The organism is Bradyrhizobium sp. BRP19, from assembly GCF_020194195.1.
GTDB lineage: Bacteria > Pseudomonadota > Alphaproteobacteria > Rhizobiales > Xanthobacteraceae > Bradyrhizobium > Bradyrhizobium yuanmingense.
Window position 1 is genome coordinate 621,759 of record NZ_JADYVZ010000003.1, and the last position, 24,880, is coordinate 646,638.

A 24,880-nucleotide genomic window follows, 5' to 3' on the forward strand; every position below is an offset into this window, starting at 1 on the left:
CTCATGCCCCTCCTCATCCGCGGCGGCACCGTCGTCAATCACGATCATTCGCGCCGCGCGGACGTGCTGATCGACGGCGAGACCATCGTCGCGATCGGCGCAGCGCTCGATGCGCCGACAGGTAGCGAGGTCATCGATGCAGGCGGCGCCTACGTCATCCCGGGCGGGATCGATCCGCACACCCATCTCGAAATGCCGTTCATGGGCACCGTCACCGCCGACGACTTCGAATCCGGAACCAAGGCGGCGCTGAGCGGCGGCACCACGATGGTGGTGGATTTCTGCCTGCCCGATCCCGGCCAATCCATGCTCGCGGCATATCAGGAGTGGCGGCACAAATCCGAGAAGGCGGCCAGCGACTACGGCTTCCACATGGCGGTGACGTCATGGTCGAAGCAGATCCATGACGAGATGGAGATTGTGGTCAAAACCTACGGCATCAACACCTTCAAGCATTTCATGGCCTACAAGGGCGCGCTGATGGTGAACGACGACGAGCTCTACAATTCGTTCGCGCGCTGCGCCCATCTCGGCGCCATGCCGGTTGTCCATGCTGAGAACGGCGACGTCGTCGCCCTGATGCAGGACGCCCTGATCGCGCGCGGCGTCACGGGCCCGGAAGGCCACGCCTATTCACGGCCGCCGGAGGTCGAGGGCGAAGCCACCAACCGCGCCATCATGATCGCCGATATGACAGGCACGCCGGTCTATATCGTGCACACCAGCTGCCGCGAGGCGCATGAGGCCATCGCGCGGGCACGCGCCGCCGGCAAGCGCGTCTATGGCGAGCCGCTGATCCAGCATCTGCTGCTGGATGAGCGTGAATATCAGAACAAGGACTGGGATCATGCCGCACAGCGCGTGATGTCGCCGCCGTTCCGCGACAAACAGCATCAGGACAGCCTCTGGGCCGGCCTGCAAGCCGGCTCGCTCCAGGTGGTTGCGACCGATCATTGCGCCTTCACCACCGAGCAGAAGCGGTTCGGGCGCGGCGATTTCAGGAAGATCCCGAACGGCACCGGCGGCCTCGAAGATCGCCTGGCGCTGCTCTGGACCGCGGGCGTCGCCACGGGGCGGCTGACCAAAGAGGAATTCGTCGCGGTGACCTCGGCGAACATCGCCCGCATCCTCAACATCTATCCGCGCAAGGGCGCGGTCGCCGTCGGCTCGGATGCCGATATCGTGGTGTGGGATCCCAAGGCGAGCAAGACCATCAGCGCCAAGCGGCAGATGAGCCGGATCGATTACAACGTGTTCGAGGGTTTTGCCTGCACCGGCGGTGCGGCCGCGACGCTGTCGCGCGGCCGTATCGTCTGGAAGGATGGCGACCTGCGCGCCGAGGCCGGCGATGGACAATACGTCGAACGTCCCGCCTTCTCGCCGGTGCATGTGGCAAATTCGACCTGGAAGGAACTGACGGCCCCGCGCGCCGTCGCGCGCAGTGCGGTGACGCCGTAAGCCATCGCGCTCCCTGGCAGAGGTCCGGGGCAACGACAGCCTCGATCCTGGAGAGACTTAGGAACGAACGGCTGGAGGCCTCGTTGTCGCGTAGTTTCTCTCCAGCACGCGAGTCTCCCCATGTATCACCACGTCAAGAAGCTGATGTTCACCGTGCGCGTCGACGAACCCGATCCGCGCTTCGGCAATATGCTCCTCGAGCAGTTCGGCGGCGCCAACGGCGAACTTGCGGCTGCGATGCAATATTCGATTCAGGGACTGAATTGCGAGGATCCCGACCGCAAGGACCTCTTGATGGATATCGGCACCGAAGAGCTCAGCCATCTCGAGGTCGTCGGTTGCCTCGCCCGGATGCATCTTGCGCCCTCGCGGAACGACCGCCAGGCGGCGGAGGCCGATCCGCTGATCGCGATTGCCGGCGGAGGCGGCGTCAATCTGTTCAACTCGCAAGGCAATCCCTGGACCGCCGATTATCTCAAGATCACGGGCGAGCTCGACGTCGATCTCCGCAGCAACATCGCGGCAGAAGCGCGTGCCAAGATCGTCTACGAGCGCCTGATCAATTTTTGCGACGATGCCGGCAGCAAGGACGCGCTGCAATTCCTGATGACGCGCGAGATCACACATATGAAGGCGTTCGCGCGCGCACTCGAGAGCCTGTCGAAGCCGGCCTTCAGCATCGGCAGGATTGCGCCGACGCCCGGCCTCGTGAACCAGTACTTCAACGATTCCACCGGTAGCGGCGACCACGGCGAAATCGATACCCGCGGTCCCTGGAACGAGGGCGAGGACTGGGTGTTCACAGAATCGCCTGCGCTGCAATCCTCCGATCCCGGCGCTGCCCCGTCGATCGTCGCGGAGAGCTCACCGCCTGTCGACGAGGCGGGCCTGACCGATCTGCTGCTGCATGAGCTGCGTGACATCCTCCATGCCGAGAAGCAGCTGACGAAGGCGCTCCCGAAGATGGCGCAGGCCGCCCGCTTCGATCAGTTGCGCGAGCTGTTCGAGCAGCATCTGGCCGAGACCGAAAATCAGGTCGAGCGCATCAACGAGTGCTTCGAGCTGCTCGGCGAGAACGCCCGCGCCAAGCCTTGCAAGGGCATGATGGGCCTGATCGAGGAAGGCCAGGAGGTCATGAAGGAAAGCCAAGAGAAGGAGGACGCTGCCGCCGACCTCGCGCTGATCTCCGCGGCGCAACGCGTCGAGCATTACGAGATGTCCGGCTATACCACCGCGCGCAACCTCGCGCAGCAGCTGCGCCACAGCGCGATCGTCGCCCTGCTCTCCAAATCCCTTGCGGAAGAAGAGAATGCCGATCTCCTGCTCAACCAGGTCGCGCGATCGCTGATGTCGGTGGCGAAGATGCCCGCCGCGCTGGAGCAGGCCGAGTAGTCCGCGCCGACGCGCAACACCTATCGATCCAAGCCGCCTCGCCTTGTCGCGGGGCGGCTTGGGGCTTCCTGGCTCTGGCATACAGCTTGCCTCTCGATGCCGGACAATTCCGGAACGGGAGGCACTCTTGAGCATTTCACCCCTCGATTTGAACCGCCGCAGCGTCGTGCTCGGCGGCCTCGGTGTCGCCGGTACGGCAGCCTTTGCGCCGCGTCTTGCCTGGGCGCAGGGACGCAGCGAGACGTTGCTGGTGGTGCAGGAGCTGGGGCCGAATTCGCTGGACATGCAGGGCGTCGGCTCCAACCAGACCGTGAACGGCCTGTCCTGGAATTGCTACGACCGCCTGCTCACCTACGCCTCCAAGACACTGCCGGACGGCACGTTGTCGTATGACCGCGAGAAGCTCGCGCCCGAGCTCGCCGAGAGCTGGGAGGTCGCCGCCGACGGCATGTCCTGCACCTTCAAGCTTCGCAAGGACGCAAAATTCCACGACGGCACGCCTGTGACCGCCAAGGACGTCAAATGGTCGTTTGACCGCGCCGTGAAGGTCGGCGGCTTCCCGACCTTCCAGATGTCGGCGGGATCGCTGGAAAAGCCGGAGCAGTTCGTGGTGGTCGACGACCACACTTTCCGTATCGACTATATCCGCAAGGACAAGATGCTGCTGTTCAACGTGGCCGTCGTCGTGCCCTTCATCATCAATTCCGAGCTCGCCAGGAAGAACGCGACGCCGGAAGACCCGTGGGCGCTGGCCTGGCTGAAGAACAACGAGGCCGGCGGCGGCGCCTACAAGATCGAGAGCTGGAAGCCGGGCAGCGAGACCGTGCTGACGCGCTTCGACGACTGGAAGAGCGGGCCGCTGCCGAAGGTCAAGCGCGTGATCGCGCGCGACGTTCCCTCCGCCGGCACGCGGCGTGCCATGCTGGAGCGGGGCGATGCGGATATTTCCAGCGGCTTTGCCCCGCGCGATTTCGAGCAGATCATCAAGGAGGGCAAGGTCAAGGTCTCGGGCGTGCCGATCCCGAACGCGCTGTGGTACGTCGCGCTGAACACCGCGAAGCCGCCGTTCGACAATGTCAAGCTGCGCCAGGCCATCGCCTGGGCCATGCCGTACGAGCAGATTCAGACCAGCGCCTTCTTCGGCCGCGCCGTTCCCATGTATGGCGGCACCGCCGAAGTCTCAAAGCCGGTGTGGCCGCAACCGTTTCCTTACGTCACCGATCTCGACAAGGCCAAGGCTCTGCTGAAGGAAGCGGGCTTCGAAGCCGGCCTGGAGACGACGCTGTCGCTGGACACAGGCACCGCCACCGTCGGCGAGCCGACCGCGATCCTGATCCAGGAGAATCTCGCCAAGATCGGCATCAAGGCGGCAATCGAAAAGATTCCCGGCGCGAACTGGCGCACGACGCTGAACAAGAAGGAGCTGCCGCTCGCGCTCAACCGCTTCAGCGGCTGGCTCGATTATCCCGAATATTACTTCTACTGGAATTTCCACGGCAACAACTCCATCTTCAACATCTCCTCATACAAGAACAAGGAGATGGACGCCCTGATCGACAAGGCGCGCTTCACCACCGATGCCGCCGAATACGACAGGACGGTGAAGGATTTCATCGCGCTCTGTATGCGCGACGTCCCCGTGGTTCCGCTCAACCAGCCGATCCACGACGTTGCCATGCAAAAGGGCATCTCCGGCTACGAATTCTGGTTTCACCGTGAACCGGACTACCGCCAGTTCGCGAAGGGCTGATTCTGCCGGGCGACGCTGATGGCGCGTGAGGCAGCTCGTGCCTGCATGGTCGAAAAGCCGCGCTCCAGGCGCGCGGTGCTCGCATGCAGCATCGCCGCGTCGAGCCTGCCCTGTCGCGATCCTTCCAGGGCGCAGGCAAAGACACGGTAGAACTGCGCGCCGTCGTAGGCGACCAGCAGCAGATCGACGCCGGCATTGATCGCCTCGACCACGGCCTTGCAGACGTCGTTCTGGTAGATCGCGCCCATGATGAGATCGTCGGTCATCACCACGCCCTGGTAACCCCACGTCCCACGAATGATCCCCTCGACGACGCGCTTCGAATGCGAGGCGGCGCGATCGGGATCGACGGCTGTGAGCGTGACGTGGCCGACCATGAGGGCGCTGCGCGAATGCGACAGCACCTCGCGGAACGGGAGCCAGTCGGTTGCTTCCAGCTCCTTCACCGGCGTGTCAAGATTGGCGCTGAAATGATGCGTGTCGGCGCGCACGCGGCCAATGCCGGGAAAATGCTTGAGCGTGGCGCCGACGCCCGTCTCTTCCAGCCCGCGCACATAGGCGCTCGCGATGGTGCTGACGACGGCGGGATCGCTCGCAATCGCGCGCTGGCCGATCAGCGTGTGAAAATCGAGGCGGTTGCGCCGCGCCGGCGGCTTGAGGTCGAGCACCGGCGCAAGATTGAGGTTGACGCCGACGTGGGCGAGCTCGCGGCCGTGGATGCGGCCGAACTCCTCGGCCTTGGCCTGCTGCTCATCGGAAGCCAGTCCCGTGAGCGTCGCCAGCGCCGGCACTTTCGTCAGCGGCGGCGCAAGATGCCCGACGATGCCGCCCTCCTGATCGGCGGCGACGATCAGCGGCGGCAGGCCGGCTGCGCGCCTGAGATCCTGCAGCGCCGCGATCTCGGCCCGCAGCGTCTCGATGGCGCGGCCGCGGATATTGTGCCGAGTGACATAGACGCCGCCGATCAGGCCCTGCCTGGCGAGACGCGCGACCTCGGGAAAGGAGGAATAGCCGACCATGAAGTGCGGCCCGAGCTGCCGCGCTTCGGCGGCGCCGGCGCCGAGAACGTCATGCTTGCGCAGCTCGAACTTCAGATGCGCGGCGGACATCAAGACAGGCGGCACGCACCAGAGCACGACGAGCGCCTTGCCGGCGAAGGTGCGCCAGTGACCTCCGCGCAGCAGAAGAGCGACGATTGCGATGCTTGCGACGACAAGGGAGATGTTTCCGGCGCCACGCAGCACGAGCAGATAGGGATCGTTCTTGTTCGCGGCGACAAATGCAGCGAGCGGCGCGGCGAGCCAGAGCAGGACGAGGCCGATGCGGTTGAGCAATTGCATGATGCACCAGGTGCGATGGGCGATGAATGTTTCGCACCTAGCAAAGCGAATCACGCTGCGCGAGAGGCAAAAGCGCGCCTGCACGAAAACTGCAAGAAACTCCTGAAGCCGTGCAGACGATGATCCCGCCGTCTGCACAAGTGCCGTTCAGAATTCGTGATGCCACCATTCACGGAGACTTTCTGGACATGACGAGCCTGGCTTCGACGACGGATATCCAACCGATCAGGCCTTCTGCACTGTCGGCCAAGCTCGCAATGGCGCTGCTGCTGGCCGGGCTCGCCGACTGGCTGTTCTACGGTCAGCGGATCGGGCTGTCGCTGGCGCTGTTTGCGATCGCGACCGCCTGCGTTTCGTTGCTGTTCAATCACGCGGCCATGGACTGGCGGCGCGCGGCGATCAGCGGCGCGATCCTCGTGCTCGGCCTTGTGCCGGCCATGGAAGAGCTCAACACGCTGTCCTTCCTGATCCTCGTCGCGTCGCTGACGATTGCGCTGTTGCTTGCGACCAATCCCGATACGACCGGGCTCACCGACCGCGCCCGCGCGCTGTGCAATTTCCTCCTGCTCGGTCCCTTCAGGTTCTTCCTCGATGCGCCCCAGGCCTTCAACATGTCGGCCTTCACCCGCGGCATCGCGCTCTGGCTGATGCCAGCAGTGCTCGGCACCGTCTTCATCGCATTGTTCGCCGCCGCAAATCCGGTGATCGAGCAATGGGTGTCGCTGCTCAATCCCAAGGTCATGCTCGACCATGTCAACATGGGGCGCGTCCTGTTCTGGACCTTGATGCTGGCTCTGGTCTGGCCGTTCATCCATGTGCGCTGGCGGCGCAGGGCGGTCGTCGCCGCCGCCGTGGCCGAGGGCCCCGTGCCACCGCCGCTGCCGCCCATGGTCTCGGCGGAATTTCTCGGCCCCTCCACCATCCTGCGCTCGCTGATCCTGTTCAACCTGCTGTTCGCGGCGCAGTCCATTCTCGACGGCATCTATCTCTGGGGTCACGTGGCGCTGCCCGACAACATGACTTATGCGACCTACTCCCATCGCGGCGCCTATCCGCTGATCGCGACCGCCCTCCTCGCCGCTGCCTTCGTGCTGGTGGCGATGCGTCCGGGCGGGCCGGCCGAGAAATCGAAGGTGATCCGGCCGCTGGTCTATCTCTGGGTCGGACAGAACGTGCTGCTGGTCGTCTCCTCCATCCGCCGGCTCGATCTCTATGTCGACATCTACATGCTGACCTATTGGCGGATTGCAGCGTTCGTCTGGATGGGACTGGTAGCGCTCGGCCTGATCCTGATCGTCGCGCGCATCGTGCTCGACAGGTCCAATCAATGGCTGATCGGCGCCAATCTCGCCGCATTGGCGATCGTGCTCTATGGCTGCTCGCTCGTGAACTTCGACGCCTTCATCGCCGACTACAATGTCGTCCACAGCCGGGAAGTTTCGGGAAAAGGCGTGCAGATCGACATCGACTATCTCCTGACGCTCGGGCCGCAGGCGGTGCCAGCCATCGACAAGGCGATCGCGCTACGGCCCGCCGTCAAAGAGGGCTGCCTTGTGTCACGCCGCGACCGCCTTGTAGAACAGCAGCGTCAGGACCTGGCCTGGCGAAGCTGGGGCTTTCGCAACTGGCGACTCCAGCGCAGGCTGGACGCCGAGGCGAAAGCTCAGGCCGGCAGCCAGCCGGCGAGTTGACGAGGACACGGAGAGTTTCTTGGCGCATCGCATTCTCATCGTCGACGACGAAGGCCACATCCGCGAGGTCATCCGCGTCGCCCTGAAGAAGGCCGGCATGGACGTGATCGAGGCCCGCGACGGCAAGGAGGCGCTTCTCCGCTTTGCCGCCGACAGGCCCGATCTCATCGTGCTGGACATCGGCATGCCCGAGTTCGACGGCCTCGACGTCTGCCGCGAGATTCGCAAAGGCTCCGACGTGCCGATCCTGTTCCTGTCGGCGCGCGACGAGGAGATCGACCGTATCCTGGGCCTCGAGATCGGCGGCGACGACTACGTCACGAAGCCGTTCAGCCCGCGCGAGCTGGTGGCGCGGGTCAATGTCATCCTGCGCCGCCTCAGCCCGCGCAACGGCGAGGCCAAGGCCGGGCCCACCGCGCTGACGCAAGGCGGGCTGCTGATCGATCCCGAACAGCATGTCGCGTCCTTTGCCGGCACGCCGCTGAAGCTGACCGCGATCGAGTTCGGCATCCTGCGCGCGTTCCTGTCCCGGCCGACATCGGTGTTCAACCGCGAGCAGTTGATGCGCGCAGCCTATCAGCTCAACATCCAGGTCTCCGACCGCACCATCGACAGCCATATCCGCAACATCCGCGCCAAGCTCGCGGCGCTTGCTTGCGACAACGTGATCGAGACCATCCACGGCGTCGGCTTCAAGCTCGGCCGCTGCGAGAAAGAGGCATGAGCGCCGCGCCCGACAAATGGCGGCCGTCACTCACCCTCGTGATCTTCACGGTGCTGGCGACGGTCGGCATATTGCCGCTGGTCGGCCTGTTCTTCTTCCGTCTCTACGACAACCAGCTGATCCGCCAGACCCAGGCCGAGCTGATCGCACAGAGCCGCGTGCTGGCGACGATCTATGCGCAGGAGGTGACGGCCCGGCTCGACAGCGGCCTCGTGCTCGGCGCCGAGGTGCCGCCGGGCGTGCTGCCCGATCCCGGCGACCAGGTCACACCGATCCGCCCCGCGCTCGACCTCACCGCGAACGACCTGTTGCGGCGGCGGCCCGACGCATTGCCCGCGCCCGGGCAGGCGCAAGCAGCCTATGTCGAGATCGGGGCCAGGCTGACGCCGATCATCCGCGAGACCCAGAAGGTGACGTTGGCCGGCTTTCGCATCCTCGATCCGCAAGGCGTCGTGATTGCCGGGCGGCAGGAGGTCGGGCAGTCGCTCGCCCATATCGAGGAAGTCGCGGACGCCCTGCACGGGCAATACCGCGCGACTTTACGCAACCGCGTGCCGGACAAGCCGCCGCCGCCGATCTATTCCTTCAGCCGCGGCCTCGGCGTGCACGTGTTTTCGGCGATGCCCGTCATCGTCAACAACCGCGTCGCCGGCGTGATCTACACGACGCGCACGCCGAGCAACATTTTCGACCATCTCTACCAGGAGCGGGCCAAGTTCGTGCTGGCCGGCCTTGCCGTCATCCTCGGCACCATCGCGATCGGCCTCGTGTTCTCGCGCACCATCACGCTGCCGATGCGCGAGCTGATCGACCGCGCCGCCCGAATCGGCCGCGGCGACCGGGAGGCGTTCCAGCCGCTGAAGCATTACGGCACGCGCGAGTTCGCCCAGCTCTCGCACAGCTTCCTCGGCATGGCCGAGCAGCTGGCGCGGCGCTCCGACTATATCGCGACCTTTTCGGCCCATCTCACCCACGAGCTGAAATCGCCGCTGACCTCGATCAAGGGCGCAGCCGAGCTGTTGCAGGATTCGGTTCAGGGCAAGGCCGAGGGCCTGACGCCGGCCGAGCAGAACACCTTCATCGCCAACATCCTGTCTGATACCCAGCGGCTGGAGGCGATGGCGCAGCGGCTGCGGGAGCTCGCCCGCGCCGAGAGCCTGCCGCAGAACGAGCGCACCGAGCTGGCACCCGTGATCGCCGATCTCAGAAGCCGGTTTCCGGCAAGCGCGATCGAGGCCAGCGGCAGCCTCGACCGGGCGATCGGAATGTCCTCGGAGAAGGCGCTGATCGTGCTGTCGCACATCGCCGACAATGCGGTGCGGCACAAGGCCGGCACGATCAGGCTGGAGGCGGTCGACGCCCGGACGACCGTACTTGTGACGGTCAGCAATGACGGCGAGCCGATCTCGGCGCCGAACCGCGACAGGATCTTCGATGCGTTCTTCACCACCCGCCGCGACCAGGGCGGCACCGGGATGGGGCTGGCGATCGCGCGCGCGGTGATGGCGAGCCATGGCGGCTCGATCAGGCTTAAGCCGACCGACGAGGGCGCAGCCTTCGAGCTCCAGTTTCCGGTTGCCTAGATCGCAAAGACCCAGACGGCGACGATGGTGCCGATGGTGGCGAGACCGGCGATAGTCCAGCCGGCGGCGTATTCCAACTCAGGATGACCAGTCGCCCGCATGATCTCAACCGGATCGGCGGTATGCTTCTCTGCCATGACAGCCTCGCACGTTTCTTCCCGCGTCATAGATAAGTCGCATCAGACGCCAACAGGTTCCATCACGGAAATGCGAGGCATGACGCAGCTAGGTTTGTTCGCCGACCCGCAGGAAGGCCCGACCGGCCTTCACTACACGGACGATTTTATCGATCATGCCGCCGAGCAGGATCTGATCGGCCGCATCGCAGCATTGCCGCTCCAGCGCTTTCAGTTCGGCGCGTTCGAGGGCAACCGCCGGGTGGCGTCGTTCGGCTATCGCTATGACTACACGCTGCAGCGTCTCGCCGAGGCCGATCCGATCCCGGACTGGGTGCGGCCGGTCGCGCGCCAGGTCGAGGCCTGGGCCGGGCTGCCGGAGGCCGGCGTCCGGCAGGTACTGTGCACCGAATACGAGGTCGGCGTCGGCATCGGCTGGCATCGCGACAAGCCGCATTTCGACAAGGTGCTCGGCCTGTCGCTGGGCTCGCCGTGCGCTTTCCGTTTCCGCCGCCGCAACGGCGCCAAGTGGGAGCGCCATACGCTCACCGCCCTGCCGCGCTCGCTCTACATGATGGACGGCGAGGCGCGGTCGCAGTGGGAGCACAGCATCCCCCCGGTCGCGGCGCGGCGCTATTCCATCACCTTCCGGACGATGAAGCGGGCCTGACGGACCAGGCCAAAACAAAAGGTGCGAAAACAACCCCATGCACAGTAGAAAGCCGTTTCAGGCGCGAGCCTCGGCGGCGCTGGACAACGGCCTGACGGATCGGGATAAACGGCGGCTGCGCATCCAAGGTGCCGCGAATTCGCCTCAAGGCCGGCTGACTAATGAGATGAATCGAAAAGACGAGCCAGATCAGCGAGCCAGTATGAGCCCCGCAAGGCCGCCACACCCATGAAGCATTTTCTGACATTTTTCCTGTTTCTGGCCATGACCGCGGCCTCCGCGCACGGACCCGTGCCGGGCCGGCTCCGGCCGCCCTCGGGTCTCGTGCAGGCGGGCCTCACCGATTCCGACACCACCGCAGGCGGCACCGCACGGCTATGCGAGCAGGTCACCTTCTCGCGCGGCCTGCGCTATGGCGAGAGCGAGGCCAATGTGCTCGATGTCGCGACCAGCGCAACCAAGGCCGACACGCCGCGGCCGGTGCTGCTGTTCGTGACGGGAGATACCTTCACCGGCGACCGCGGAGCGCCGGAGCTGTCGCGCCAGATCCAGGACCAGGCGATGTGCTTTGCCGCGCGCAACGGCATGATCGGGGTCCGCGTCGATTATCGCCTGGCGCCCGCGGCGACCTGGCCGGCCGGCGCGACCGATGTGGCCGCGGCGCTGTCCTGGGTTCATGGCAATATCGACCTCTTCAACGGCGATGCCCGCGAGATCGTCGCGGTCGGCTACGGCGCCGGCGCCTTCCACGTCGCGACCATGCTGGCGCATCCCGAGCTGCAGACCGCCGGCGCCGACGTCGCGGGCGTGGTGCTGGTGTCCGGGATCTACCGCGTCGGCAAGGACGCGAGCGACAGCGAGAAGGCCTATCTCGGCGGTGACGCCACCCAGTACGACAAGCGCTCGGTATTCCCCGGCATCCTCAATGTCGACGTGCCGATCGTGCTGGCCTGGGCCGCGGATGATTCCGCCGGCCTCGTGGCGCAAGGCGAGACGCTGAAGAAGACGCTGTGCGGCGCCGGCCATTGCCCGCGCAGCACGCTGCTGCGCAGCCGCGACGGCATCGCGAACGCCTTCGGCCTCGATGGTTCCGGCGACAGCCTCGCGGAGCCGACGCTGCTGCTGGTGCGTCAGCTGGAAGCGCGAGGGTTGCCGTAACGCGTTGCGGCAGCACGCCTGCCGCTTTCATCGAAGCGCGACAGCCACACGATTGCCAAACGCTTGACCTAGATCAAGCGGCCTTGGTGGGGATTGAGCCGACCTCGTTGGGGGCCAACCACAAGGCATCGAACATGCGCGTCATCGGCAGGATGCTGTTCGTTTCCGTGATTGCCATCGCATCGCTGGGCGCGATGTCGCGGCAGCAGCACTCGGATCAACCCGCAAGCGATGAGGAAATCCGCATCGGCAATGTCATGCCGTATTCGGGGCCGCTCTCGGAATTCGGCGCGATCGGCCAGGCGGAAGCGGCCTATTTCGACATGGTCAACGCGCGCGGCGGCATCAATGGCCGCAAGATCCGCTTCATCACCCGCGACGACAATTCCGATCCGGCGACCGCGCTCGAGCTGACGCGCAAGCTGGTCGAGAAGGACGGCGTGCACCTGATGTTCGGCTCGTTCGGCACGCCCGGCAATCTCGCCACGCGCTGGTACCTGAACGAGAAGAAGATCCCGCAACTGTTCGTCGCCTCCGGCGACGAAGAGCTGAGCCAGCCGAGCGCGTATCCCTGGACCATGGGCTGGCAGCCGTCGTTCCGGTCGGAGGGGCGCATCTATGCCAACTACATCCAGGCCTCTTACCCGAGGAAGAAGATCGTCGTGCTCTGGCAGAACGACCAGTTCGGGCGCATGCTCTACAAGGGTATCCAGGAGGGACTCGGCGATCTCAACCGTCACGTCCTGGTCGACATCGCCTTCGACCTTGCCGACGAGCATCTCGACGGGCACGTCTCGATCCTCAAGCGCGCCGGCGCCGACATCTTCGTCTTCCTCGGCGTGCCCTCGACCGCATCCAAGGTGATCAAGCTGGCAGCGTCCCTGAATTGGCGTCCCGTCTTCATCGTCAACGATGCCTCCGCCTCGATCGCCAACGCGATGGCGCCCGCGGGGCTGGAAAACTCTGCCGGCGTGATTTCGGCGGCCTTTTTGAAGGATCCGAGCGATCCCGCCTGGAAGGACGATCCCGGCATGAAGGACTGGTTCGCCTTCATGGACAAATACCATCGGGTCGAAAGCACCAACAACAGTGCGGCCGTCTATGGCTACGCCGCGGCCGAGGCGCTGACGCAGGTGCTGAAGCAATGCGGCGACGATTTTTCACGCGACAACATCATGCGCCAGGCGGCCTCGCTCAGGGACTATCAGCCTTCGGTCGCATTGCCCAACATCAGGATGAACACCTCGCCCAACCGCTACCTGCCGATCAGGCAGATGCGGCTGGTGCAGTTCGACGGGCGGTCGTGGCAGCCATTTGGGGATGTGATCGAGACGGCGTTCACGGAAGGGGCGGCAAGGTGAGGTCACTTACCCTCCCCTCACGCCGGCTTGAGCGAGGCCAGCGCGTTCTCCAGCAGCGAGCGGACGCGTGCGGCGTCGCCTGATTTCACCACGGCGGGATCGAGATAGAGCTCGAGGCCCGGTGCGCGTTCGGTGATGATGCCGCTGTTCTCCGCAGCTTTGTCGCTCAGTGCATCCACCGAATAGGGGATCACCTCGCGGCTGATGCCCTTCATCGTGATCGCCGGCAGCGCATGCGCGCGGACGATGTCGCTGACGAGGGCGAAGGTCTCGTAGCTCAAGACGATGCCGCCGGGCTCAGCGATCGATTGCAGGCGCGCGGCGAGGTTCGCCTCCGCACCGATGATGGTGTAGTCCATGCGGTCGGCGCTCCCGAAATTGCCGACATTGCAATAGCCCGAGTTGATGCCCATGCGCGAGCGGAACGGCTGCTCGATGCCGGACGCCCGCCATTTCGCATTGAGCTCGGCAAGGCGCTGCTGCATGCGCCAGGCCATCTGCAGACAGGCCTGTGCATCGGCGCGATCGCCCTTGGTCTCGGGGTCGCCGAAGAAGATCAGCATGGCATCGCCAATGAACTTGTCGATGGTGCCGCCATATTCGTGGGCGATCGCCGACATTTCCGTGAAATATTCGTTGAGGAGCTGGGTCAGCTGCTCCGGCTGCAGCCGCTCGGCGGTGGCGGTGAAGTTCTGGATGTCGGAGAAGAAGATGGTGAGCTTCTTGCGCTCGGTATGGATGGTGACGTCCTTCTGGCCCGAGAAGATGCTCTTGTAGACCTGCGGAGGGATGTAGCGCGAGATCTTCATCGACAGCGAGGCCAGGAAGTCGTTGGCGGATTCGAGCTCCTTGTTCATGTTCTTGATGCGGCGCGCCTGACGTCGCTGCAATGACAGGAACGCCAGTCCGCTCCCGGCGGCGATCACGAAATAGGCCAGCAGGAACTTGAACGAGAAAATGTTGGCGGCGATCGGCTGGGCGATGATCACCTCCTGGATGCCGCGGACGTCGCCGACCTTCCAGTCCTTCTTCGGGCTTTCGGGGTGGCTGTTGTGGCAGCTGACGCAAGCCGGCCCCATCGTGACGGGCGCAACCAGGCGGACCTTGTCGTTGAACAGCGAGGTTTCGGTCTCCACGATCTTCTGCTCGGGATCCCGGCGCAGCGCATCGAGCGCGTCCTTCTCGAACTTGTCGAGCTGGTGCGGAGCGCGGTTCTGGAACGGGAAGTCCGAGACGAAGCGATAGGTGATGTTCTCCTGCTGGGCGCCGATCACCCGGCCGAGCTCCAGCGACAGCGTCGCGGGGATCGGGATCGCGCCGGGCACCGATTCGTAATTGTGCACGACCTTGGTGCTGCCGTTGGGGTTGGCGAGCACGCGCCCGACCACGTTGGAGGCGTAGTAGCTGCGCACGCTCGTGATCACCGAGTTGAGATCGATCGCCTGCCGGCGCAGCGCCGTCTTGCTGAGCTCGGTCAGGTCCAGCCACACCGCGACCGGCAGGGCGAGCAGGAGGAAGACGATCACGGCGCCGGTGAGAATGCCACTCTTGCGCTGTTGTTCGGAGATCTCTTGTTTCACCCTGTGGCTCCGTTCTGTGCGATTTTGTCGCAAATCCTTCCGGAATCCGAGACAATGCATGCGGCGGCACAGAGCCAAGAATTGCCGGCCGGCGCAACCCCATTTTATGGTGGTCGCAGCAAGCGCCTTTTCGTTTGATCACGGATGCTTAAGATCGGCGCCGACCTGCATCCGCTCCGCCGGGAGAGAGCCATGACCGAGACCGTCCGCATCAAGCGCTTCCAGGCACGTCCCGTGATCGTGCCGATGAACCTGCCGCTCCAGACCGCGACCGGGGCGGTCGCCAAGGCACCGCTGGTGCTGATCGACTGCGAGACCGACCACGGCGCGGTGGGTCATTCCTATCTGTTCTCGCTCACGCCCTCGGCCTTGAAGCCGCTGGCGGCGATGGTCACGGAAATGTCGGACCTCGTCGCCGGCGACGAGCTGCTGCCGTTCGAGATCGAGCGCAAGCTGAGCCAGCGCTTCACGCTGCTGGGCCTCGCCGGCCTGCAGCGGCTGGCGCAATCCGGCATCGACATGGCGGCATGGGACGCGCTGGCGCGCTCGCGCGGCCTGCCGCTCGCCCGCCTGCTCGGCGGCACGCCGAAGCCAGTGCGCGCCTACAACTCGAAGGGGCTCGGCATCATGCCGGCAGGCGCCGCGGTGGAGGAAGCCCACAAGCTGCTGGCCGAGGGGTTTCACGCCGCAAAGATCCGCGTCGGCCGACGCGATGCGCGGGAGGATCTCGCCGTCGTGCGCGCGGTGCGCAAGGCCGTCGGCGACGAGGTCACGCTGATGTGCGACTACAACCAGGCGCTGACGGTCACCGAAGCGATCCGCCGCGGTGAGATGCTCGACCACGAGGGCCTCAGCTGGATCGAGGAGCCGATCCGCCACGACGATCATGCCGGTTGCGCCCGCATTGCCGACGCGCTGCAGACGCCGGTCCAGATCGGCGAGAATTTTGACAGCGCGTTTTCCATGCAAGCCGCGCTCTCGGCAGAGGCCTGCGACTACGTGATGCCTGATGTCCAGCGCATTGGCGGCGTCACCGGCTGGCTCCGCGCCGCTTCGCTTGCCCATGCTGCCGGCATCGAGATGTCGTCGCACCTGTTCTCTGAAGTCAGCGCGCATCTGCTCTGCGTGACGCCGACCGCGCATTGGCTGGAATATGTCGACTGGGCCGACGCGGTGCTGGCAACGCGGCTGCAGATCAAGGACGGCTTTGCGCTGCCGAGCGAGGAGCCGGGCAACGGGATCGCGTGGGACGAAGCGGCGGTGAAGAAGTATCTGGTGGAGTGACGGGTCTCTCATCTCGCCATCGCAAGCACACGATCTCGTCCCTCGTTGCGAAAGCATGCGACACGGATTAACGATCCGCCATGACCACTTGGCGCCCACATCCCGGTATCCGCGTCGTCGCTATCGGCCTGCATTGGCGCGGCGGGCGGCTGCTGGCGGCCGAGGTGCGCGACGATGCGGGGCGGATCAAGGGGGTGCGCCCGCTCGGCGGCGAGATCGAGTTCGGCGAGAGCTGGCGCGCGGCCTTGGTGCGGGAATTCAACGAAGAGCTCGGCATCGACGTCGGCATCGTGGGTGAGCCCTTGATGCTGGAGAACATCTTTGTGCACGAGGGATCGACCGGGCACGAGGTGATGTACATCGCGGAGGTCGCGTTTCCGGATGGCGCATTCGCCGGCCGGGAGCGCATCGACTTCCGCGAGGACAATGGAGAGCAGATCGTCGCGCGGTGGTTCGACCTTGCCGATCTCGACCTGGACGGCGGGCCGAAGCTCTATCCGACCGGACTGAAGGACTTGCTGCTGCAGCCTGCGCGTCGTGCATCAACGGAAGAGTGATGCGTGATCCATGTCGAGACGCCGACGACGTCAGTTGACAAGCATGGCGCTCTCAAGCAAATTTCGAAAGGTTGATACCGCCGGCCGCTTGCGCCCTTCGGGGTATGGTGAAGTGTATCGGACCGCCGCCCGCTTCCTTTGCTCACGCGAACGGGTCAGTAACGCAAGCCCTGACATTCTCCGTTCATGTTGCAAAGGAACAGAGTATGCGCGATTTCCGCGACGCCAAAGCCATGGCGCAGACGCTCCGAGAATCCCTCAACGCCCGATCGGTCTCCCTCACCGTCAGCGAGAGCCTCGAGCTCGTCGCGAGGTTATTCGGGCTGGCCGATTGGAATGTCCTGGCGGCCCGAATCCGTTCTGCGGAGCAGGCCGGCTCGGGCCGCAGCAACGAGGAAAGCACCAAGACCGATGCTGCGGATCAGCTCCGCTCGAGAGCCAAAGAAACTCAGTTGCCGCAGGCGGTGCTGGATCGTTATGCCGGAACATACCAATTCCATAGCGCCGTCTTCACCGTGACGCGTGAACAGGATCATCTGTCCGGACGGCTGAGCGGTCAAAGCTCGGCGCAATATTACGCGGTGGGCGAAACGGAATTCGCCGCGCGGGAGATCGATGTCGAGCTACGGTTTACCCTCGGGCCGGATGGGGTGCCTACCGCCGTGATCCTGCGCCAGCACGGCAACGATCACACCATGCCACGCATCGACACGAGCACGGCGCAAGAGCTCCAACGCGCGATCGAGTCTCGTATGAGCAGCCGGTCCGCCAATCCCGGGACCGCGGCCGCGCTTCGCCGTCTGATCGAGAGCGTCGCATCGGGCCAGCCCAATTACGGCGAGATGAGCGCCGACTTGGCCGAGGCGACACGCAAGCAATTGCCGCGCCTGCAGCCGGGCCTTGCCGAAATGGGTCCGATCACCTCGATCGAATTCCTCGGTGTGAACGCACAAGGACAGGACGTCTATTCCGTCTGGCATCAGGGTGGCGCAGCCTCGCACTGGCACATCGCGCTCGGCAACGACGGCACGATCATCTCGGCCTTCGTCACGCCGGGACCATGAGCTCGGTCAGGCTACCACACCTCCGCGCCGGGAATTTTCTTCCGCACCGCCATCCGCTGGATCCAGATGCAGCGGCGGACGGACCTGCTGGAGCGGCCGACGGCGGAGATCCCCTCGCCGGCCTGAAGCAGCGGCGCCACGTTCTGGCGCAAGCTGCGGCAGCGCTGGAGCTCGGCTTGCCAGTCGACGATCGCGGCGTCGGCGCGCGGCGCCATCAGCGCCAGCATCGCCATGGCGAGACAGATCGTCCGCATCGCTCCTCTCACTGTGATCCGCCTCCATCCCGGCGGTAGCGGAAATCGCAATGAGAGGCGCCCTGCATGATGGTCTGCGTGCGCGTGAGCCTGACGTCGGGACCGAACCCCTCCGCGGTCGCAAAGTCCGCGGTGCAGATCAGCAGGAAGCCGAGTTCGGGCTCGCCCAGGGCCTTGTAGAACTCGGCATAGGCGCAGCGCGTCACGTCGAACGCGAAGGCGTCCGCCGTCTGTTCGATCACGTCATAGGCGAGCGCATCGTCGCGGGCATAGGTGCGGAAGGCCGACGACACGGCCTTGCCGAGATTGCTCTCGTTCTTGGCCTTCCAGAACGCCTCGCCGAAGCCGCGATAGAGATCGCCGAGCGCCTTGCGCACCAGCGCATTGGCGCGCGCCTCGCCGAGCTCGGCCTGCAACGTCTTGATCAGCGGCACCAGCACCTGCGCCTGGATCTTCGCTTGCTCGATGACGGACACGGTCATGGGCGGCCTCGTGTCGGAGATGTCATTGTAGCCCGGATGGAGTGCAGGGTCATCCGGCACAGCGGCCGGGAAACTGCGGCCGGATTGCGCGTCGCTGCAACGGGCTAGAAGCTTTCGAGCAAGCCGCACCAGTCCGTCTTCGCTCTTCGAGCTACGCCGGACACGCTTCGCCGCAATCTTCCAGGCTGTGCCACGCGAAGCCGAAGGCGAAGCGTGGTGGGCACGACAGGGATCGAACCTGTGACCCCTACCATGTCAAGGTAGTGCTCTCCCGCTGAGCTACGTGCCCTAAAGTCCACTTGTGTCGGGTGGGGTCCCTATAACGGCTCAGGGGAGCCGGCGCAAGGACGGAAGGGGGCCGATTCAGGCCGCCAGCATCTTGTTCACTTCGCTGACCAATTCGCGCAGATGCACCGGCTTGGACAGGACCTTGGCGTTCTTGGGGGCGTCCGAATCCGAGTTCAGGGCGACCGCGGCAAAGCCAGTGATGAACATGATCTTGATGTCGGGGTCGAGTTCCGAGGCTCGGCGGGCGAGCTCGATGCCGTCCATTTCCGGCATGACGATGTCGGTCAACAGCATCTCGAACGGCTCTTCCCGCAGCCGCTGATAGGCGGCCATGCCGTTGTCGTGGGACGAGACCTGAAAACCGGCGTTTTCCAGCGCCTTGACCAGGAAACGGCGCATGTCGTTGTCGTCTTCGGCGAGCAGGATCTTTGGCATGGCAGGAAACGTCGAATCCCCAGAGGATATCAGCAGAGGTCACTAAGCCCGACAGAGGGTAAATTTGGGGTGAAAATCTTAACCCTGCGCCGGCCCCGCTGCCGGCTCTTTGTGGACCGGAACGAGGTCCAGATCAATCGAGCCGGACCGGCGCGTCCCCATCCCGATGCCTGCACGGTTAAGACGTGTTCCAAGGGGCCATGACATCTTTTCGCTTGGCAGAATGGTTGCGATTCCGGACAATGACGACACATAAGAGCCGCGAGATCGGCCGAATCATTGGACCCGGAGCTTGTCCGGATCGTGCGGCACGAAGGGACGAAGCCTGAGAAGATGACCCGCTTTGACGGCGACATGTCGCCAGCCTTCGAGATCTTCGAGCCTGCCGAATGGCGCGCGCCCGTCATCTTCAACTCGCCGCATTCCGGCTCGACCTATCCTGAAGAATTCCTGGCGGCGTCGCGGATCGACCTGCCCACGCTGCGACGGTCGGAAGATTCGTTCATGGATGAGCTGATCGGCCATCTGAGCGCGCGCGGCTTTCCGACGGTGCGGGTCAACTTTCCCCGCTCCTATGTCGACGTCAACCGCGAGCCCTATGAGCTCGACCCGCGCATGTTCACTGGCCGGCTGCCGAGCTTCGCCAACACCCGCTCGATGCGGGTCGCCGGCGGCCTCGGCACCATTCCGCGCGTGGTGGGCGACGGCCAGGAGATCTATCGCGACCGCCTCCTGGTCGACGATGCGCTGGGGCGGATCGAGACGCTGTACAAGCCCTACCATCGCGCGCTGCGCCGGCTGATCAACAAGGTGCACCAGATGTTCGGCACGGTGGTGCTGGTCGACTGCCACTCGATGCCCTCGGTCGGCGTCAGCAGGGACGAGCCGCGCCGGCCCGACGTCGTAATCGGCGATCGCTACGGCACCAGCTGCACACCCCTCTTGCCCGATCGCGTCGAGGAGACCATGAGCGGGCTCGGCTATTCGATCGGCCGCAACAAGCCCTATGCCGGCGGCTTCATCACCGAGCATTACGGCAATCCCGCGAGCGGCCTGCACGCCGTGCAGCTCGAGCTCAACCGCGCGATCTACATGGACGAGCGGCGGCGCGAGCGCGGCGCTCGCTTTGCGCAAGTGGCCTCCGACTTCGGCGTTCTCGCCGACGTGCTGGCGACCACGATTCCGTTCGCCGATCTCGGCCCGTTCCAAGCCGCGGCGGAATAGGACGCAGCTTCTCTCCGAAACGACGAGGCCTTGCGCGCGACTGCGTTTTCGCTTCGCAAGCTTGCGCGCCCCAAATGAAAACGGCGGGGCTAAGAAAAAAGGGCCGCTCGCGAATGACGCAAGCGGCCCAAGTCTAGGGAGGAAACGCCCAAGGAGGGCAGCGGTAACGCGAGGCGCTACCGCACCGCAACAATATGCGACCGCGCCGCACAAAGTGCAAGGGCTTTTGCGCCGTTTCCCATGCAAATCGCACATGGCTCAGTTGCTTCTATGGAAACCCAGATTCAGTTTCTTTGATAAGGGAATTCAATGGGTTGATAGTCATTTGCATACGAACAAGGCAAGGTCGGAACTAAGATTTCAACTCCATGATCGATATTTGGCCAGCAGATGACTGGAATGGGGCAGCCCGCCGCGGCATCCAAAATACCAGGGAGCAACATCAAGACAGCGCTGCACGCGGCAGGCGAATTGAGCTAGGCAGGAGGCAAGCTCTCCAACTTCGCTTCGAGGATTTCGCCTGTGACGGTGATCGACTTCTCCGCCTTCATCGGTCGGCTCGCCACCGCCTCCGGCGAAACCATCCTGCCGTTCTTCCGCACCTCGCTGTCGATCGACGACAAGAGCAAGACCAAGGATTTCGACCCGGTGACGGAGGCCGACCGCGCCGCGGAGGCGGTGATGCGGCGGCTGATCAAGGCCAACTTCCCCCAGCACGGCATCGTCGGCGAGGAATTCGGCAACGAGCGCGAGGACGCCGACTATGTCTGGGTGCTCGACCCCATCGACGGCACCAAATCCTTCATCGGCGGCTTTCCGATCTGGGGCACGCTGATCGCGCTGTTGCATAAGGGCACGCCGGTGTTCGGCATGATGCACCAGCCCTTCATCGGCGAGCGCTTTTCCGGCGACAACGGTTCGGCCAATTATAAAGGGCCGTCGGGCGAGCGCCGGCTCCAGGTCCGCCGCTGCGCTTCGCTGTCGGAGGCCACGACCTACACCACCAGCCCGCTGCTGATGAACGAGAGCGACCGCGCCATTTTCGGCCACATCGAGAAGAGCGCGCGGCTGTCGCGCTATGGCGGCGACTGCTACTCCTATTGCATGCTTGCCGCGGGCCACGTCGACCTCGTGGTCGAGACCGAGCTGAAGCCCTATGACATCGCGGCACTGATTCCGATCGTGACCGGCGCCGGCGGCGTCGTCACCACCTGGGAAGGCAAGCCGGCCCAAGGCGGCGGCCGCATCATCGCCGCCGGCGACGCACGGGTGCACGAGGCAGCGTTGAAGCTTTTGAACCAGTAGCGCGCGGGCGGAGGGCTTGCATCACCGACGCGGGAGCGGAGATGGCGAGGTAGGTGTCTTACCCTCCCCTGGAGGGCAGGGCTATCGCATATGAGATGCCGCTATGGCAGCGTCATGGCCGGGCTTGTCCCGGCCATCCACGCCTTTCCACGCGGCACAAAGAACGTGGATGCCCGGGACAAGCCCGGGCATACGACCTCTGCAAAATTCAATTGCGATTGTCCTGACCCTCCAGGGGAGGGTAACAGCTCCTCACACCGCCTCGGCTCGCAAATGCTCCACCAGCAGCTTGGCCGGCTTTGGTAGCGCCTTGAAGCTGCGCGCGCAGATCACGAGGCGGCGGTTGGCGAAGGCATCGCGCAGGCGGACCATGGCGAGCGGCATGGTCCTGGCACAGCGGCGGGCGGCGGCTTCGGGCACCAGCGCCACGCCGACATCGGCCGCGACCATCTGGCAGATCGCGTCGAAGTCGCGCAGGCGCGCGCGGAAATGCGGCCGCATGCCGAGCCGCGCAGCGTGCTTCGAGATGTGCATCTGAAGCGCGGTGGCGCTGGTGAGGCCGACGAAGTCGCAAGCCTCCGCCTCCTGAAAGTCGATCTGGCGGCGGCCGGCGAACGGGCCGCGTTTCGACGTCACCAGCGTCAGGCGATCCTCGCTGAAGGGAAAGCGCTCGATATGCTCGGGCAGCGCGTGCTCGGCGGCGAAGCCGAGATCGGCGGCGCCTGCGGTGATCGCCGCCGCGATATCGGTGCTCTCGCGCTCCTCGATGTCGACGGCGACGTCGCGATGCTGGCGCAGGAAGCCGGCGAGCGCCTTCGGCAGATGCTCAGACAGGCCCGACGTGTTGGCGAGGAAATGCACGCTGGCGCGCACGCCGCTGGCAAAGCCGGCGAGATCGCCGCGCATGGCGTCGATCTGATGGATCACGAGCCTGGCATGATCGAGCAGGCTCTCGCCGGCCGCGGTCAACTCGACGCCGCGGCGCCCGCGCTTGAGCAGCGCGACGCCGAGCGCATCCTCGAGCCCCTTGATACGCGCGCTGGCCGAGGCGAGGGCGAGATGTGAGCGCTCCGCGCCGCGGGTGATGCTTCGCTGGTCGGCGACCGCGATGAAGAGCTGGAGATCGACCAGGTCGAAGCGCATGCGATGTCTCCCTGAGCCCCTGAGCCTTCGTTGAGGCCGAAGGCTCTCTCCGTAACCTCCAGATTGTGCGCCGGCGCGGCTTCGGTCAATGTGCAGACATGATCGACCCGCTGCTCATCCTCATCGCCGCCGTGTTCCTCCTCGCCGGATTCGTCAAGGGCGTGGTCGGGCTCGGCCTGCCGACGGTGTCGATGGGCCTGCTCGCCGTGAGCATGGCGCCGAGCCGCGCCATCGCCATCGTCATCGTTCCCGCCATCGTCACCAACATTTGGCAGACCTTCGTCGGCCCGTATTTGCGCGACATCCTGCGGCGGCTGTGGCCGCTGATGATCGGCACCGTGGTCGGCTGCTGGCTCAACGCCGGCGCGCTGACCGGGCCGCATGCGCGCTACGGCACGATCGTGCTGGGCGCCCTGCTCGTCGTCTACGCTGTGATCGGCCTGAACAAGTTCGAGTTCCACGTCGCGCCGGAGAACGAGAAATGGGTCGGCGGCGTGGTCGGCGTCATCACCGGCGTGATCTCGGCCTCCACAGGCGTGCAGGTGATCCCGTCGATGCCGTTCATGCAGGCGATCGGCATGGAAAAGGACGAGCTGGTGCAGGCGCTCGGGGTGTTTTTCACCACCGCAACACTGGCGCTCGCCTTCAATTTGACTGCGGTCGGATTGCTCACGCCCGCCAATGTCGTGCCGGGCGCCTTGGGCCTCGCCATGGCCTTTGCCGGCATGTTCATCGGCCAATCGGTGCGGGCGCGGATGCCGGCGGAGGCGTTTCGCCGCTGGTTCCTGATCGCGATGATCCTGCTCGGCCTTTACCTCGCCGGCAGCGCGCTGGCGAAAGAATTCGCTTAAGCGCCTTACGATTTCGGCCCGTAGCCCGGCACCCATTTTTCGTGCTGGGGCAGGTCGTCCTGGATTGTCCACCACGACGCGCGCGACGAGGTGAAAACGTGGAGGCGAGGCCGGACTTCCGGGTCGTCATCGAGCAGGCCAGCGGGAATGCTGACGGTCGGGAGATAGCTCGCCTTGCCCGGCGTCGGGCAGCCGCAGGTCCTGCAACGATAGCGGATACTGCCCGGCGAGGATTCGTAAGATGCCGTCATGTCCTCGCCCGCCACGAAGCGAAACTTGTCGGCATCGACATGCGCGTAGGTGGCGAAGGCCGCGCCGCTCAGCTTGCGGCAATTGACGCAATGGCAGTGCGTCAGCGCGCGCACCTTCTCGATCTCGAACCGCACGGTGCCACACAGACAGCTTCCACGGATCATCGAAACCTCCCGAGCGCAGCCTCGATCGGACCGCTTCTCATTCACTAGAAGGAGCTACCGTGTCTCCAGCATGGCGACGCGGATGCCGAGATAGATGAAGAGGCCGCCGAGCGCGCGGTTGACCCAGGCGATCGCGCCCTCGGACTGCCGCAGCCGGTAGGCGGCTCTGGCGGCGAACGCCGCCAGCACCAGGCACCACAGCGTCCCCGTAAAGATGAAGATCAGGCCGAGCGTCAGGAAGGCGAGCGGCTTGTGCGGGGCATCGGCTGCGACGAATTGCGGCAGAAAGGCGAGGAAGAACAGCGCGACCTTGGGATTGAGCGCGTTGGTGAAGACACCCTGGAGGAAGACCCGCTGCAATGAGCTCCGCACCGGCTCGTCCAGGTCTGAAGCCAGCGTCGGGCGCGACCACAGCATCTGAAGACCGGTCACGACGAGATAGGCCGCGCCGACCAGCTTCAGGATCGAAAAGGCCGTGGACGAGGCCATCAGCAGAGCCGAAAGCCCGATCGCCGCGCCCGCGACATGGACGAAGCAGCCGCAACTGATGCCCAGGGCGGCAGCGGCGCCGCCCCGCCAGCCCATCTGCATGCTGCGGCCGATCACATAGACCGAATCCGGCCCCGGCGTGATGTTGAGCACCACGCCCGAGAGGATGAAAAGCCCGATCTCGTGAATGCCCAGCATGAAGGTCCTCCGCTGCCGTCCTGGCGGTCCTGGTTCCGCTTAGTCGGTTCGCCCGTTCCCGTCCACC

24 protein-coding genes and 1 tRNA gene are annotated in these 24,880 nt (G+C 64.9%); 15 read left to right on the plus strand and 10 right to left on the minus strand.

Going from position 1 to position 24,880, the window contains the following annotated elements:
* The first annotated feature begins 3 nt into the window (after positions 1 to 3).
* The 3 genes from hydA to I6F36_RS13240 all read left to right on the plus strand — a co-directional run bounded on the left by hydA (position 4) and on the right by I6F36_RS13240 (position 4,600).
* Positions 4 to 1,458 carry a dihydropyrimidinase gene (gene hydA, locus I6F36_RS13230; RefSeq protein ID WP_036021456.1) on the plus strand — a complete coding sequence of 485 codons (1,455 nt, stop codon included), beginning with the start codon at positions 4 to 6 and terminating at the stop codon, positions 1,456 to 1,458.
* A gap of 120 nt (positions 1,459 to 1,578) precedes the next feature.
* Positions 1,579 to 2,850 (plus strand): DUF892 family protein, encoded by a 1,272-nt coding sequence (locus I6F36_RS13235; RefSeq protein WP_225111648.1) that lies wholly within the window; start codon positions 1,579 to 1,581, stop codon positions 2,848 to 2,850.
* A 127-nt stretch (positions 2,851 to 2,977) separates the two neighbouring features.
* Complete coding sequence (locus tag I6F36_RS13240) at positions 2,978 to 4,600, plus strand: ABC transporter substrate-binding protein (RefSeq protein ID WP_225171558.1); 1,623 nt, start codon at positions 2,978 to 2,980, stop codon at positions 4,598 to 4,600.
* On the opposite strand, the gene I6F36_RS13245 is transcribed toward I6F36_RS13240, so the two are convergent.
* A complete protein-coding gene (locus tag I6F36_RS13245) occupies positions 4,576 to 5,940 on the minus strand; it encodes a glycoside hydrolase family 3 N-terminal domain-containing protein (RefSeq protein WP_225126453.1) in 1,365 nt (454 codons plus the stop codon). The genes I6F36_RS13240 and I6F36_RS13245 overlap by 25 nt on opposite strands.
* Before the next feature lie 188 nt (positions 5,941 to 6,128).
* On the opposite strand from I6F36_RS13245, the gene I6F36_RS13250 reads away from it, so the two are divergent.
* From I6F36_RS13250 to I6F36_RS13260, 3 genes are read left to right on the plus strand one after another with little or no spacing between them, the layout of a single operon-like run.
* The gene (locus I6F36_RS13250; protein WP_225171559.1) at positions 6,129 to 7,631 is read left to right on the plus strand and encodes a DUF4173 domain-containing protein; all 1,503 of its coding nucleotides are present in this window, start codon (positions 6,129 to 6,131) and stop codon (positions 7,629 to 7,631) included.
* A gap of 19 nt (positions 7,632 to 7,650) precedes the next feature.
* Positions 7,651 to 8,355 carry a response regulator transcription factor gene (locus tag I6F36_RS13255; protein ID WP_109142397.1) on the plus strand — a complete coding sequence of 235 codons (705 nt, stop codon included), beginning with the start codon at positions 7,651 to 7,653 and terminating at the stop codon, positions 8,353 to 8,355.
* Positions 8,352 to 9,938, plus strand: coding sequence for an ATP-binding protein (locus tag I6F36_RS13260; RefSeq protein ID WP_225111643.1), 1,587 nt, complete (start codon positions 8,352 to 8,354; stop codon positions 9,936 to 9,938). Before I6F36_RS13255 ends, I6F36_RS13260 begins: the two co-directional genes overlap by 4 nt.
* Here I6F36_RS13260 and I6F36_RS13265 read toward each other — a convergent pair.
* Positions 9,935 to 10,075, minus strand: a complete 141-nt coding sequence (locus I6F36_RS13265; RefSeq protein WP_167361649.1) for a hypothetical protein — start codon at positions 10,073 to 10,075, stop codon at positions 9,935 to 9,937. The genes I6F36_RS13260 and I6F36_RS13265 overlap by 4 nt on opposite strands.
* Before the next feature lie 79 nt (positions 10,076 to 10,154).
* On the opposite strand from I6F36_RS13265, the gene I6F36_RS13270 reads away from it, so the two are divergent.
* From I6F36_RS13270 to I6F36_RS13280, 3 genes are all read left to right on the plus strand, one after another.
* Entirely contained in the window at positions 10,155 to 10,724 is a 570-nt protein-coding gene (locus I6F36_RS13270) for an alpha-ketoglutarate-dependent dioxygenase AlkB (protein ID WP_225126456.1), read from the plus strand.
* A 228-nt stretch (positions 10,725 to 10,952) separates the two neighbouring features.
* Positions 10,953 to 11,882, plus strand: coding sequence for an alpha/beta hydrolase (locus I6F36_RS13275; protein WP_225126459.1), 930 nt, complete (start codon positions 10,953 to 10,955; stop codon positions 11,880 to 11,882).
* 134 nt (positions 11,883 to 12,016) lie between these two features.
* A complete protein-coding gene (locus I6F36_RS13280; protein ID WP_036021438.1) occupies positions 12,017 to 13,243 on the plus strand; it encodes an ABC transporter substrate-binding protein in 1,227 nt (408 codons plus the stop codon).
* A 17-nt stretch (positions 13,244 to 13,260) separates the two neighbouring features.
* Here I6F36_RS13280 and I6F36_RS13285 read toward each other — a convergent pair whose 3' ends face one another.
* Positions 13,261 to 14,823: an adenylate/guanylate cyclase domain-containing protein gene (locus I6F36_RS13285; RefSeq protein WP_035997835.1), complete on the minus strand. Its 1,563-nt coding sequence runs from the start codon at positions 14,821 to 14,823 to the stop codon at positions 13,261 to 13,263.
* Positions 14,824 to 15,015: 192 nt separating this feature from the next.
* Between I6F36_RS13285 and I6F36_RS13290 the strand changes: the two genes are divergently transcribed.
* The 3 genes from I6F36_RS13290 (at position 15,016) to I6F36_RS13300 (ending at position 17,728) form a co-directional block, all read left to right on the plus strand.
* A complete protein-coding gene (locus I6F36_RS13290) occupies positions 15,016 to 16,107 on the plus strand; it encodes an enolase C-terminal domain-like protein (protein WP_225171560.1) in 1,092 nt (363 codons plus the stop codon).
* Positions 16,108 to 16,187: 80 nt separating this feature from the next.
* Complete coding sequence (locus tag I6F36_RS13295) at positions 16,188 to 16,664, plus strand: NUDIX hydrolase (protein ID WP_035997832.1); 477 nt, start codon at positions 16,188 to 16,190, stop codon at positions 16,662 to 16,664.
* Between the two features lie 206 nt (positions 16,665 to 16,870).
* On the plus strand, positions 16,871 to 17,728 hold the full coding sequence (locus tag I6F36_RS13300) for a glyoxalase superfamily protein (protein ID WP_225139345.1): 858 nt from the start codon (positions 16,871 to 16,873) through the stop codon (positions 17,726 to 17,728).
* A gap of 11 nt (positions 17,729 to 17,739) precedes the next feature.
* Here the strand turns inward: I6F36_RS13300 and I6F36_RS13305 are convergent, their stop codons facing one another.
* The 4 genes from I6F36_RS13305 to cpdR all read right to left on the minus strand — a co-directional run bounded on the left by I6F36_RS13305 (position 17,740) and on the right by cpdR (position 19,187).
* Positions 17,740 to 17,982, minus strand: coding sequence for a hypothetical protein (locus I6F36_RS13305; protein WP_035997826.1), 243 nt, complete (start codon positions 17,980 to 17,982; stop codon positions 17,740 to 17,742).
* An 8-nt stretch (positions 17,983 to 17,990) separates the two neighbouring features.
* Complete coding sequence (locus tag I6F36_RS13310; RefSeq protein WP_225171561.1) at positions 17,991 to 18,464, minus strand: L-2-amino-thiazoline-4-carboxylic acid hydrolase; 474 nt, start codon at positions 18,462 to 18,464, stop codon at positions 17,991 to 17,993.
* A gap of 214 nt (positions 18,465 to 18,678) precedes the next feature.
* Positions 18,679 to 18,753, minus strand: a tRNA-Val gene (locus I6F36_RS13315).
* Between the two features lie 74 nt (positions 18,754 to 18,827).
* Positions 18,828 to 19,187 (minus strand): cell cycle two-component system response regulator CpdR, encoded by a 360-nt coding sequence (gene cpdR, locus I6F36_RS13320; protein WP_007597092.1) that lies wholly within the window; start codon positions 19,185 to 19,187, stop codon positions 18,828 to 18,830.
* A gap of 333 nt (positions 19,188 to 19,520) precedes the next feature.
* Between cpdR and I6F36_RS13325 the strand changes: the two genes are divergently transcribed.
* The gene (locus tag I6F36_RS13325) at positions 19,521 to 20,411 is read left to right on the plus strand and encodes an N-formylglutamate amidohydrolase (protein ID WP_035997849.1); all 891 of its coding nucleotides are present in this window, start codon (positions 19,521 to 19,523) and stop codon (positions 20,409 to 20,411) included.
* Between the two features lie 522 nt (positions 20,412 to 20,933).
* Entirely contained in the window at positions 20,934 to 21,716 is a 783-nt protein-coding gene (gene hisN, locus I6F36_RS13330) for a histidinol-phosphatase (RefSeq protein WP_036021430.1), read from the plus strand.
* A gap of 252 nt (positions 21,717 to 21,968) precedes the next feature.
* Here hisN and I6F36_RS13335 read toward each other — a convergent pair whose 3' ends face one another.
* The gene (locus I6F36_RS13335; RefSeq protein ID WP_225126466.1) at positions 21,969 to 22,859 is read right to left on the minus strand and encodes a LysR substrate-binding domain-containing protein; all 891 of its coding nucleotides are present in this window, start codon (positions 22,857 to 22,859) and stop codon (positions 21,969 to 21,971) included.
* A 98-nt stretch (positions 22,860 to 22,957) separates the two neighbouring features.
* On the opposite strand from I6F36_RS13335, the gene I6F36_RS13340 reads away from it, so the two are divergent.
* The gene (locus tag I6F36_RS13340) at positions 22,958 to 23,710 is read left to right on the plus strand and encodes a sulfite exporter TauE/SafE family protein (protein WP_225134581.1); all 753 of its coding nucleotides are present in this window, start codon (positions 22,958 to 22,960) and stop codon (positions 23,708 to 23,710) included.
* A gap of 5 nt (positions 23,711 to 23,715) precedes the next feature.
* Here the strand turns inward: I6F36_RS13340 and I6F36_RS13345 are convergent, their stop codons facing one another.
* Positions 23,716 to 24,126: a GFA family protein gene (locus I6F36_RS13345; RefSeq protein WP_036021404.1), complete on the minus strand. Its 411-nt coding sequence runs from the start codon at positions 24,124 to 24,126 to the stop codon at positions 23,716 to 23,718.
* Positions 24,127 to 24,180: 54 nt separating this feature from the next.
* Positions 24,181 to 24,813, minus strand: coding sequence for a LysE family translocator (locus I6F36_RS13350; protein WP_225140993.1), 633 nt, complete (start codon positions 24,811 to 24,813; stop codon positions 24,181 to 24,183).
* Positions 24,814 to 24,880 lie beyond the last annotated feature (67 nt).